The 12367-nt window shown below is 53.2% G+C and carries 8 protein-coding genes; 3 read left to right on the top strand and 5 right to left on the bottom strand.

Going from position 1 to position 12367, the window contains the following annotated elements; all coding sequences use genetic code 11:
- Positions 1-56 precede the first annotated feature (56 nt).
- Positions 57-1451, top strand: coding sequence for an aminotransferase (locus HMF8227_RS01090; protein WP_109338421.1), 1395 nt, complete (start codon positions 57-59; stop codon positions 1449-1451).
- Between the two features lie 55 nt (positions 1452-1506).
- Here the strand turns inward: HMF8227_RS01090 and pdxR are convergent, their stop codons facing one another.
- The 5 genes from pdxR to HMF8227_RS01065 form a co-directional block, all read right to left on the bottom strand.
- A complete protein-coding gene (gene pdxR, locus HMF8227_RS01085) occupies positions 1507-3303 on the bottom strand; it encodes a MocR-like pyridoxine biosynthesis transcription factor PdxR (protein ID WP_109338420.1) in 1797 nt (598 codons plus the stop codon).
- 24 nt (positions 3304-3327) lie between these two features.
- A complete protein-coding gene (locus HMF8227_RS01080; protein WP_239421171.1) occupies positions 3328-4530 on the bottom strand; it encodes an MFS transporter in 1203 nt (400 codons plus the stop codon).
- Positions 4531-4624: 94 nt separating this feature from the next.
- Positions 4625-7561: a choice-of-anchor D domain-containing protein gene (locus HMF8227_RS01075; RefSeq protein WP_109338418.1), complete on the bottom strand. Its 2937-nt coding sequence runs from the start codon at positions 7559-7561 to the stop codon at positions 4625-4627.
- Positions 7562-7670: 109 nt separating this feature from the next.
- Complete coding sequence (locus HMF8227_RS01070; RefSeq protein ID WP_109338417.1) at positions 7671-8360, bottom strand: DUF6445 family protein; 690 nt, start codon at positions 8358-8360, stop codon at positions 7671-7673.
- Complete coding sequence (locus HMF8227_RS01065) at positions 8357-9250, bottom strand: patatin-like phospholipase family protein (protein WP_109338416.1); 894 nt, start codon at positions 9248-9250, stop codon at positions 8357-8359. The genes HMF8227_RS01070 and HMF8227_RS01065 overlap by 4 nt, the downstream gene beginning before the upstream one ends.
- Positions 9251-9452: 202 nt before the next feature.
- Here HMF8227_RS01065 and HMF8227_RS01060 point away from each other — a divergent pair, with 202 nt between their 5' ends.
- Both HMF8227_RS01060 and pepQ read left to right on the top strand, forming a co-directional pair.
- On the top strand, positions 9453-10742 hold the full coding sequence (locus HMF8227_RS01060) for an amidohydrolase (protein WP_109338415.1): 1290 nt from the start codon (positions 9453-9455) through the stop codon (positions 10740-10742).
- A gap of 277 nt (positions 10743-11019) precedes the next feature.
- Positions 11020-12339, top strand: a complete 1320-nt coding sequence (gene pepQ / locus HMF8227_RS01055; protein ID WP_109338414.1) for a Xaa-Pro dipeptidase — start codon at positions 11020-11022, stop codon at positions 12337-12339.
- Positions 12340-12367: the final 28 nt, after the last annotated feature.

Here is a 12367-nt window from a genome sequence, read left to right as displayed (position 1 = left end):
CTTACTGTCAGACTTTGTCGCATTGAGTTCTCTGACCCGCGTCGCAGGTTTTCATTATGTCTACTAAAACACACGCCCAGCACATTATCGAACTGGATAAAGCTCACTTTACCCATCCATGGACAGTCTTCGACGTTTTTAACGACGAAGGGGCTCTGCCCATCGCCAAGGCGGAAGGCATTTACATCACCGACAGTCAAGGCAAGCGCTACCTGGACGCCGTTGGCGGACTTTGGTGCACGAATATTGGTCTGGGCCGGGAAGAGATGGCTGATACCCTTGCTGAGCAATGCCGCAAGATGGCCTACGCCAACCCCTTTGTGGATATGACTAACGAACCTGCTACCCTGCTGGCCGCTAAGCTGGCAGAGCTGGCTCCAGGCGATATAGACCACTGCATTTTTACCTGCGGAGGCTCCACCGCCGTGGACTCGGCCTACCGTCTGATTCAGTATTATCAAAATTGCCGCGGCAAGCATGAGAAAAAGCACATTATCTCGCGCAAGAACGCCTACCACGGTTCCACCTATCTCTCCATGTCCATTGGCGGTAAGGCAGGCGATCATCCACCAGAATTTGACTTTATTGATGACTTTATCCACCACCTCAGCTGCCCGAACTTCTACCGGGCGCCGGAAGGACTCAGCGAGCAGGCTTATCTTCAGACCCTGGTGGAAGAGTTTGAACAAACCATTACCCGTATTGGTCCGGATAAGGTCGCGGCTTTCTTTGCCGAGCCCATCATGGGCGCCGGCGGTGTAATTGTGCCACCCAATGGCTATCACCGGGCCATGGCAGATGTGTGTCAGCGTCACGATATTTTGTATGTGGCCGATGAGGTCGTCACGGCTTTTGGTCGACTCGGCGAGTGGTTCGCCAGTGAAGAGCTCTTTGATGTGACTCCGGATATTATTACTTGTGCCAAGGGCATCACCTCAGGCTATCAGCCTCTTGGTGCTTGCCTGTACTCGGATCGTATTCACCAGGTAATCAGCGAAGCCGGGCACGAGCGTTGCTTCGCGCATGGGTTTACCTACTCGGGGCACCCCATTGCCTGCGCAGCCGCATTAAAGAATATAGAGATCATTGAGCGTGAAAAACTGCTGGATAATGCGCGTGATATTGGCCCTTACTTCCAGCAACAGATGCAAACCCTCACTGACTTGCCCATCGTAGGTGAGGTGCGCGGACAAGGGCTTATGGTGTGCGTGGAGAATGTGGCAGATAAGAACAGCAAGCAATTATTCCCGGAAGCGCTGGATATCGGTAAGCGCATCAGCGATCACTGCGAAGAACTGGGGCTTATTATTCGCCCTATCGTGCATTTGAACGTGATGTCGCCGCCGCTGACCATTACCCGGGAAGAAGTGGACTTTATTGTCAGAACCCTGCGTCAGGCCATCTTGCGGGCCACCGATGATCTGGTCAAAGAAGGCTTACTCGCCGCTTAAAAAACCTCCGTTCCTACTGGTTTTTGCAGGGCTTCGGCCCTGTTTTTTCTTAAGGTTAACCTAGCTTCTGGTAATCGGCCGCATCCACCAGCTTGCCATCGCGCACCCAGTGAATCCGGGTATCGGTAATGTAGACATCAAACCCCAACAGTTCACCGTAGGACCAGTTTTGCCATTGTCGATACCAGGTATCGTCTTTTAACCACCAGGTGCCCGCATCCTGCTTTTCATCCCTATGGCCTTCGAAACCTTGCATTGAACCGTCTGCATCAAGAGTAATCCGGTATGGGTCGCCAAATACGGTGGTGCCGCTGAATTGCACCCCCGCCAGAAAAAGCTTGAGCTTGTCACCCTGCAAATGCTCACCAAAGGTCGCGTCTTCCCGGGCTTCTACATCATCAATCAGTTTAGCCAGCTCCTGGATTCCGGGCCGGATCTTATCTTTGGGAATACTGCGTACACCGAGCCGGAAAAAACCTCGCGCCTTCTCGGTACGGGCATAAAACCGCTCTACCGGCTCAATCAATATGCCTTTTTCGGCCGCCTGCTCGGCGAAATGACGACTGTCCAGCCCCGGCGGACCTTTCACCCAGCACGTACTGCCACCCATGGTTTCGGAGGTGAGGATATAAGGCCCCAGATAGTGATTCAAAGCCTCGCGCAATTCCTGCCAGCGTGCATTTATGGCCTGGTGCAAGCGTCGCATGGTCATGTCGTAATAGCCCAGTGACAGAAACAACGCCATGATGCGCTGATTGTTGGCCGGAGGGTGACGCAATATCAAGGACCTCAGTTGTCTTGCTTTCTTTATCAATTCTGGACTGGCGACCATAAACCCCAGTCTCAAACCCGGAGCCAGTACCTTAGAAAAGCTGGAGATATACACCACCCGGCCTTCGCCATCCAGACTCTTAAGCGCCGGGTTCGGGTTACTGATGAAATTAGCTTCACTTTCGTAATCGTCTTCGATGATCACAAAATCTTCCTGCCGGGCTTTTTCAACCAGAGCCTCACGCTTTTGTCGTGACATGGTGACCGCCGTCGGTACCTGATGGCTGGGCGTAACATACAGCAAGTCCGTCTGCGGGCAGACGTCCTCCAACTTCACACCGTCTTTTTCCACCTCGGCATAGCGAGTCGGACACAGGTTGATCTGGGCCAGCTGGCGCATTCCTTGGTAGCCGGGCTCCTCCATGGTCAATAGGGTCGAGCTGTTCATCAACAATCGGCTAAGCAGGTACAGTGCCTGTTGGGAGCCCAGTGTTACCAGGATCTCATCTGGCTGAGCCATGATACCTCTGCGCGGCAATACCTTAGTGCGGATCTCATGGATCAGGTTAGGATCGTCCTGTTGACCACTGTCCCCGGCCCAGCTCTTTATCTCGTCCACGTTCAGACACAATCGGGAGCATTCCCGCCACTGGTTCAGCGGAAACAGTGACTGGTCGTATTGCCCGTCGATAAAAGGATAGGCGTAGCGCTGCCAATCGTCCGGATACGGTGGCTCGCTGGCTTCCACATTCAACGAATTAAATCGCTGCTGCCAGTCATACTGAGGTGTATCGGGCGTCGGTGGGGCGTCGGTGGTAGCATGGTCGTCGTAGATCTTATCGTTGACGTAGATGCCACTGCGTTCACGACTGACCAGATAGCCTTCCTCAATCAACTGCTCGTACGCGGCCACCACCGTATTACGGGACACCTGCAACTGCTCGGCTAACTTTCGCGAAGACGGCATCTTCGAGCCTCGACTAAAATAGCCGCTTAAAATGGACTCGATAAGCTTGCGTTGTAGCTGGCGCTGAAGACTGGTCGCACCATCATCGTCGAGAGTAAACAGGTGTTGTAACATAGGCGTAGTTTAAGGCCTTAATCTCTACATCATTTCATCCTGTCCCGCTTTACCTGCTTTATCAAGAAGTTGTGAAGGATAGAGGCAAATCAGCAACCCCAAAACCAAGGCCACCGCGGCAACATTAATCAACACCCCGTAGCCTTGCGCGTCTAGCATCAGTGCAGCTATAAAAGGACCAGAGGCTAAGCCGGTCTTGGACGCAAAGCCACCGAGCGCGGCCATTTTGCCCGCCTTATCAAATTCAGCACAAACCCCTAACAAGTAAGCAATACTGAAAGCCCAGGTAATGCCTACCAACACATTGGCCAACCAGAACACCCATTGCACCTCACTCCAATGCAGAGCCACCGTTGCCAATACCGTCAGGAGCATGGCACCGAACAGGGGCAAGGTGCGGCCAAACTTAGTGGAAAACAGGATCACCAGCCAGGCACCCACCAACCCGGCCCAGGCGGAGATACCTAAGGTAGGTGAAATAAAATCGATGGTCAGCCCGTAGGCTTTTCCTAAATCAATGATGTAAGCGTACAGGCCCATATTGGCACCCTGAAATAAAAATACCGCCAGCAGAGCAGCCGATAAGGGTCGCCACTGGATGGGCACTTCAATATCATCACTGCTGGGTACCTTGACCGGGTAATCGGTCAGAAACAGCAACATGATAAAGCTGGCCAGACTGAACGCCGCCAAGGACAGAAACAGCGCTGCGGTCCCAAATTGAGGCTCCAACTGGGGCAAAAACATCACGCCAAGCCCGCCAAGCCCGAATTGCACAAACAGCAGGTACCCAAAGGTTTTGTGCACCTGAGAAACCCGGGCGATAACGGCAAAACTGACGCCCACCAGGACGCCGCCCACTACACCGTGCAAGCCTCGGGTCAGCTTCATGGTCAGGGGCTGTTCGATAAAAATGGACAGAATATCCAATGCCATCAACATCAGTAGCAATGCCACCGCCTGCGGTTTCCAGTGCCAGCGACCGACAAAGAATACCGCCAATAAGGCTCCGGCGGCGGCCCCATAGATATTCAGCGACCCCACCATGCCAGCATCACTGCGGCTAAAGTTCAGAGAGTCGATCAAGCCCGACACAATGGCCGGCATGATATTGACATAGAACAGACCCGCCGTTGCCAGAAATGCAAGCATCACCCGGGCCGCCATACCATCGGAAGCCACCTTGGGAAGTAAGAACATGGGCGTTGTTTTTATTGTTTTTTCCATAATTTCAGCCTATCGGGACGCTGGCAATGGGCATAGTGCCAGTTGCCAATTACCTGAGGCACCAGTTTGGTCGGTGCCTGCCACCGTCTTGTCTTCAGAGTCCACACAGGGCACTAATCTTAGCCAGCTCCTTGACGGTCTTGGTAAAACCATATTCCTTGTTATCGCTGACATAGTAATACAGCATGTCGTTGGGCAACATCACCACACCAATGCCACCAAAACCGGACATGTAGGGTATCCAGGTGGGCTGGCTGCAGCTCACCACCGACGACGCACTGAGATCATAGGCCCACACGCTATTCTGGTAGCGGCTACTGGCCGTGCCTGTGCTCAGCCCGCCATTGCTGGTTTGCTGCAAGGCATCGGCTAACATGCCGCTATCCAGCATGGTCTGACTGCCCAGCATGCCATCTTCCTGAGCCATAAAGCGGCTCAACTTCAAAAAGTCATCGCCACTCAAAGTCAGGCCATAGCCGCCCCAGACCTGCGCTTCACTGCCATAGGTGCGCTTACTGTCATAACTCAGCGGGCTCAGGTTGAGGGGTTTAAACAGTTCCTCCACCAGCATATCCCGGTAATAATCAGCATTCAGACCTTCCTGCTGCTCGTAATAAGTCTGTAAGGCCCGGCTCAGGATGTAGGTGTCCGAGGTGTGATACACCCAGGAGGTACCAGGCGTCGTCTTACGCGGATAAACGCAGGCGTGGCTAATTTTGTCGCTGTGTGACGAGACCAAAAAGAAGTCATCCACCGTTTTTTGTGAGCCTTCGTCCACCGAATCTCCTGAAGAATCATAATTACCGGTGGCCATATCCAGCGCCTGCTCCAGTGTTACGTCCGTCCATTGACTGCCCGAGCAGGCACTGACCGTATTGCTCACGATGAGGTCCTGCTGTGAACCGCCGTACTTTTGTTCCATCCGCATCAATCCCAAGCCCGCCACGATGGTTTTCGCAGTGGAATAAGACGGTAACGCCATTACGTCACAGAAAGGATATTGTCCCTGCCGGGTCTGACACTCTCCCAGATAATGCACGCCCTGATAGTAAACGCCATAAGCGGTTAGGTGGCTGGCGGTCTGGTCGCTACCAATATTGCCAGCAGACACACCGGCATTCGGATAGTCGATACTAAGCTCACTCAGGGGTCGTATCTCAATGCGATTGGCCACTTCCTGTACATAGCCATCGATCAAAGCTTGCTCGTTGGGGAGCACTTGCGGCGTGTAGCTGGCGTTGAGCTGACCGTGCAGATCGTATTTAAAATACTCGCAGGTTTCCTGAGCAATCTGATAGGCCACATCGGACACCGAGCCGTCGCTTTTAAACAGGAAAGTCAGCACACCGTTATGGGTGCAGTTGGCGTTGATCTCCTGCAAAGCAAAGGGCAACGCCGCCCGGCTATACCCGTTATCACCATTTTCATCCCAGACCCGCCCCGGCAATAACACCCACTCCCAGGCCGTATGACCGGTATTTGTGACCTGACGCTGCTCAGGGATAAGATGGGTGCCATGCTGCACAAAGTTAAAGTCAAACGGGGGCAAGCTATCGGGATTAGTATAGGCGGAGGCCAGATTCGTCCCCCGCTCAGTCAGACTCCCAGGGGCTATGGTCAGACTCAGGTTACCGCTGAAGCGATGACTGGGGTCGGCCGCACTGACAGGCACACCATAATGACTGTAGTCCAGAAGCGTCAGTGCCGAGCCTGACATTAACTGATTATAATCGAGCTGACTGCGCCCGGTATTCCCGTCTCCGCCCAGGCAGTCATAGTCACAGTTTCCCGCCAATACTCCAACGCCTTCCAGCACCACATCTTTGGGAGACTGAGGATCATTGGAGGCAATAGCAAAAGTCTGGCTGCTACTACCGTCACTGGCTGGGCTGAATTCCAGAGTCAACTGGCAGCTTTCCCCCACCGCAAGTAACTGATTACTGCAATTATCAGCCGCTAAATAAAACGGTGCCGAGGGGGCGTTCAGCGCATCAATATTTAAGGTGGCACTGCCCGTATTACTCAAAGTCAGGTTACCCGAAGCACTGGTACCCACCGACACACTGCCGAAGTTAGTGCTGCCGCTCACAGAAAGCTGGGGTTCATTTACCGAACTGACCGCTTCGCCGGTCACCAGAAGATTATCGCCATAACAATAATTGCCATAAAGCGTATACGCCCGGTAACGCACCCAAAGCTGGCTTACGCCATCCAACCCCGTACTGATGGTAGCGCTAATCATGGTGCCATCGTCCTGTCCGTTACCAAGAGTCAGCAAACTCTGCCAGGTCTGTCCTCCATCGGTGGAGTATTCGGCATGGCACTGATCTCCAGATACCAGATACAGGGCCGCCAGCTCCATGGATAGACTCACGTTCTCGAAACCTTGAGTAGACAGGATCTTCGTGGCCTGGCGAACCCCATCCAAGCGCAGGGAGTCATTGCCCTGATAGCTGTTTAAGCTGTCATTACCATCACCAGATAAGCTCCAGTCACTGTACTCCCCGTCCTGAAAGTCATCACTGGCAATAGTGCCCCCACTAATCGGTGTGCCTTCCAAAGCCAGATCATCGGCGTAACAAAAGTTGTCATACAAACTGTATGACCGAAAGCGCAACGACAGCTGACTGATGTTGTCCAGACCCGAGCTTCGCGTAAAGCTCTGAAAGCCGCCTCCGGAGGCGCTCACACCAATACTGCCCAATTGCTGCCAATTCGCGCCACCATCGACGGAGTATTCAGCGTAACAATAATCACCATACACCAGGTCAGTGGCCGCCAGTTCCATACTCAGGCTGACGGATTGATAATCGGCGGTAGAAGTATCTAACCGGATTTGTCTTAATCCATCCAGTTTGACCGAATAGTTCGACTGGTAAAGATGGATACTGTCCTCACCATCACCGCTTGCAGCCCAGGAGGAATAGTCGCCGGATTGAAAGTCATCTGAGGCTATGGTGTCTGCATACCCCTGCCCAGACAGGACAAAGAAGAGTAAACCCAAGACTGTAGTGCTGCCGAGTAAACGCATAGTTGTCTCCGCTTTTTTGAGTCATTGAGAATCAAAATACGCTGTTTACATTGGGTTAACAGAACCAGTTTCAGAGCTTTATTGGGACCAGAGCGATTGTGACAGAATCTTAATAGCTCACCGGATGTGTAAAGTTAAGAAAGCCCGTGATGGTCAGTCGACCGCTTTGCGGGTCATCCGTTAAACGGCGATCGTCATTAACCAGGCCGGAATGAAGCAGACTGGCCGGGTACAGCACAATCCGGTTGATTTGGGCGGGCTGTTGATACAGGCAGTCATAATACTGATCGCAATAACGGCTGTAACCGGGCTCAACATCCTTAATATAGCTATCCAATACCGTTTGATAGCGATCCAGATTATCCTGAGTGACGTTCTCAATGCCGGTTTGGCGCTGACGAAAGAATCCGGTTCCGTCAAATGGCGATTCGCACAGGTAGTGCACCATGGCCAGTTGCCGACCCGTTATGGCATCAAAATGGGGCACCGATTGCAGTCGGGTTAACTGTTGCTCGCATTGAGTCGCCAGTGAGAAACAGCAAAATGCCTCATCTATCTGCTCTGGCGTCAGCCCATAGGCCTGCTTTAATGCCGGGGCCATCTGTTTGATCAACTGTTCAAAGTAGTCCCCTGGCACCTGTGCCCGAATTCCCGGATAGGCATTACCTCCGGGGATCCAGGTTTCCTGCGTTGCCGCCATAGCCAGCCGTTGATGAGAAAAATCCCCGGCAAGGCTGATCACAGGGGTTTGCTCGGTGCCCACACAGAAGATATCGCTCGCTTGACCGGGGTCTTTCATGCGCGTTGTCTGAGTTGTTGCTGCCACTGGCGCAGAAAGCGTTTGCCTTCGCGCTTACCCACCAGGTAGTCATACTGCAATACATGGGCCGAAGAGCCTAACACCATACTTTGCAGAGTGCCTCTGGGGGCGATTTGTAGAATCTCTACATCCTCCGGCGGGTTATTGATAAAGTCCAAGGCCTCGGCATAACAACGCTGGTGATGCAGATACATATCGAACATCTTCGGCGATTGACGCACCCGTCGCATAATCGGTTTTAACCGTTCCATGATCGGCATCCGCCCATCGTCATCAGCTTCCATAGTGCGGATCAGCAGAATCCGCTTAGCACCCTGTTCATAGGCCCACTTTACCGGTAAGGGATCGGACACCCCGCCATCCATCAGCCTAAGTCCTTCTACCTCTACCCCCGGGCGATAAAGAAAAGGAATGGCACTGGATGCTTTCAGATGCTCGAACATATTGTCATACCAGGTATGCAGGTAGTGCGGCTCCAGGGTATCCACATTGGTCGCCACGGCATAAAAATTGGCAGTCTTATCCAGGTTTTCGGCCGCAGTAGGAAAGCGGTTTTTCTCATCGTGCCGTACCTGATGGAAGTACCAGTCCAGATCGATGACATTGCCGCCGGTAAAAAACTTTGACGGTTTAAAAAATGGTTGGGTGGTGGTCAGCTGCTGTATCGCCCGGCGGGCATACTGGCGCGCCCGGGCCGAATAAGCGGCCAGGTTTTGTGCGCCGGCCGAGACGCCCACCTTCAGATGAAAGGGCCAAAATTCAGCATCTAAAAAGGCATCCAACACCCCGGCGGTAAAGATGCCCTTTTGTCCGCCGCCTTCGGCGACGATGGCAAATTTTGTTGCTTCGGTGTGCTTTTCCTGGCTCAACGTGACCTTCCCAAAAATTAAGGACGACAACTCCACTTCAGGCTAACACAGTTATTGGGCGTATTGGCGAACTTTACAACGTCAGTCCCACCGCTTTCTCGGTGATTGCCTTGTACGTTATCTGGTTTGTCGCTTACATTAATTTGCATGGACTGTGCATCGTATAGCCTGATGACGTCCGACTCAAAACAGGAGAACAACAATGAAAAAAGCCTTACCGCTCATCGCCACTCTGCTATTCAGTGGCGTTGCCAACGCTCAACAGCATCAGGATGTCAGCCAGATGGCTGAGAACATAGAGCCGCAGGTGATTGAATGGCGACGTCACTTCCACCAAAATCCAGAGCTTTCTAACCGTGAATTTGAAACCGCCGCCTATATCGAAAAATACCTGCGCAGCCTGGAGTTGGATGTCACTACCGGTATTGCCAAGACCGGTGTGGTGGGCGTGCTGGAAACTGGGAAGCCAGGACCAACGGTGGCCTTGCGAGCGGATATGGACGGCCTGCCAGTCAAGGAACAAAACGATCTGCCGTTTAAATCCGCCGCTACCGGAGAGTTTAATGGCGAGACCGTGCCCGTGATGCACGCCTGCGGTCATGATACTCATATGGCCATGTTGATGGGGGCAGCCAAAATCCTGGTGGATATGCAGGATAAGCTCACCGGCAAGGTGAAGTTCATCTTCCAGCCTGCCGAAGAAGGCGCGCCGGAAGGTGAAGTGGGTGGCGCCGAGGTCATGGTCAAAGAAGGCGTAATGGAAGACGTGGATGTTATCTTCGGCCTACACATCAGCTCGGATACCGACGTTGGCGTGGTGGAATACCGCCACGGTGGCATAATGGCGGCAGTCGATCCCTTTAAGGTGGTGATTAAGGGCAAGCAGGCCCATGGCGCTTACCCCTGGCTGAGTGTGGATCCCATCACTACCGCTTCTCAGGTGGTATTAGGCCTGCAAACCATCGTCAGCCGTGAGCTGCCGCTGATTCAGGATGCGGCGGTGATCACCATCGGCTCCATTCATGGCGGCAATCGCTCTAACATCATCCCCAACGAGGTGGAACTGGTTGGCACCATCCGCACTCTGGATGACAAGATGCGTGACCATATTTACGAAGCCATTCCCCGTAAGGTCAACGCCATCGCAGAGAGCATGCGCGCCGAAGCCGAAATCACCCTGCCGCTGGATTACAACTACCCGGTGACCTATAACGAACCGGCCCTGATGGACCAGATGCTGCCTACACTCAAACAAACGGCGGGCGAGGCCAATGTGCATCAGGTGAATGCTGTCACAGGGGCAGAGGACTTTTCCTTCTTCCAAAAAGAAGTGCCCGGCCTGTACCTGTTTGTGGGCGGTAAGCCCAAAGATCTGCCCAAGGACCAGGCCCCAGCGCACCACACGCCGGAATTTAAGATCGACGAATCCGGCATGCAGTTAGGCGTGGAACTGCTGACCAATCTGACGTTGGATTATATGCACCAGCAATAAGGCCAAACATAGGTACGGCAAGGATGCTGTACAACGCCGCTCACAGCGCTAACCAGCGTTGCTAATTCCACCCTAGTTTCCGTTCCATTTATCGCCTGAAGTTAGTACAGCCAGCCCCTGCTGTAATACCAACCTGCATAGATCTCTGGTCCCTCAGAGCGAGTCAAAAGGTCTTGGGCCAAGGCGAAAAGGCACTCTGGCTGTGTGATTAAAGATCTATACGGGTTGGTATGATAATGTATAGCGCATTATTCTAAGCTTATTGGAGTCGCCGCCAATGCAGCAATTAGCCAAGCTGTACCCTCAGCATATTGAAGAGCTTCAAAAACGCACCCGGAATGCCCTTGCCCGCGAGGGCATTGATGGGTTAGTCATCCACTCCGGCCAGGCCAAACGCAAGTTTCTGGACGATATGGATTACCCCTACACCGTTAACCCCCATTTTAAAGCCTGGGTACCGGTGCTGGATAACCCCAACTGCTGGTTGGTAGTGGATGGCAATACCAAGCCAAAACTGATTTTCTACCGCCCCAAAGACTTCTGGCACAAGGTACCGCCCGAGCCGAGTGACTTCTGGGCAGAGCATTTCGATATCGTACTATTAGCCAAACCTGAGCAGGTAGAAAAACACCTGCCGTTCGACAAGGCCAGATTTGCCTATATCGGCGAGTACATCGAAGTGGCCAAAGCGCTGGGCTTTGATCTGGTGAACCCGGACCGGGTGATGCACTACCTGCATTACCACCGGGCCTATAAAACCGATTATGAACTCGCCTGTCTGCGTGAAGCCAACCGCATCGCCGTCGAAGGCCATAAGGCCGCCAAGGCCGCGTTTTTTGCAGAAAAAGCCGAGTTCGATATCAATCAGGATTATCTGTCTGCCGTGCGCCTGGATATGACAGAAGTGCCCTACGGCAATATCGTGGCCCTGAATCAAAACGCCGCCATCCTGCACAATATGGAAGTGGAAACGGAGAAGCCCGACGAGTATCACTCGTTTCTGATCGACGCTGGCGCTCACTTTCATGGCTATGCGGCGGACATCACCCGTACCTATGCCCGCCAGGATAATGATTTTGCCGACATGATTCTGGCCATGGATCAGGTCACACTGGATCTTATCGACATGCTCAAGCCCGGCGTTCCCTACCCTAATCTGCATATTGAGGCTCACCGCCGCGTGGCCGAGCTACTGAAACTGTTTGGGGTGGTAAACCTGGACGCCGATGGCATCGTGGAGAAAGGCATTACCCGTACCTTCTTCCCTCACGGCATTGGTCATCATCTGGGCCTGCAGGTACATGATGTGGGAGGACAGTTTGCCGATGATCGCGGTACACCTGTACCGCCACCTCAAGAACACCCGTTCCTGCGCACCACTCGTGAAGTCGAGGCCCGCCAGGTGTTCACCGTAGAGCCGGGGCTGTACTTTATCGACAGTCTGCTGGCCGATCTCAAGGCCACCGAAGACTCCAAGTACATCAACTGGGATAAGGTGGATCATTTCCGCCCCTTCGGCGGCATTCGCATCGAGGATAATATCATCGTGCATAAAGACAAAAACGAGAACATGACCCGGGATTTGGATCTCAACTGACCGGGCTGCCTGCGGCCCGGCCGCAGGT

Source organism: Saliniradius amylolyticus (genome assembly GCF_003143555.1).
GTDB lineage: Bacteria > Pseudomonadota > Gammaproteobacteria > Enterobacterales > Alteromonadaceae > Saliniradius > Saliniradius amylolyticus.
Note: the sequence above shows the minus strand (reverse complement) of the source record. Positions and strands in the feature narration are given on the sequence as shown.

Excerpts from the sequence above, each read along its gene's own strand:
- HMF8227_RS01075 (WP_109338418.1), bottom strand. The coding sequence starts at position 7,561 with ATGCGTTTACTCGGCAGCACTACAGTCTTGGGTTTACTCTTCTTTGTC.
- HMF8227_RS01090 (WP_109338421.1), top strand. The coding sequence starts at position 57 with ATGTCTACTAAAACACACGCCCAGCACATTATCGAACTGGATAAAGCT.
- pepQ (WP_109338414.1), top strand. The coding sequence starts at position 11,020 with ATGCAGCAATTAGCCAAGCTGTACCCTCAGCATATTGAAGAGCTTCAA.
- pdxR (WP_109338420.1), bottom strand. The coding sequence starts at position 3,303 with ATGTTACAACACCTGTTTACTCTCGACGATGATGGTGCGACCAGTCTT.
- HMF8227_RS01070 (WP_109338417.1), bottom strand. The coding sequence starts at position 8,360 with ATGAAAGACCCCGGTCAAGCGAGCGATATCTTCTGTGTGGGCACCGAG.
- HMF8227_RS01080 (WP_239421171.1), bottom strand. The coding sequence starts at position 4,530 with ATGGAAAAAACAATAAAAACAACGCCCATGTTCTTACTTCCCAAGGTG.
- HMF8227_RS01060 (WP_109338415.1), top strand. The coding sequence starts at position 9,453 with ATGAAAAAAGCCTTACCGCTCATCGCCACTCTGCTATTCAGTGGCGTT.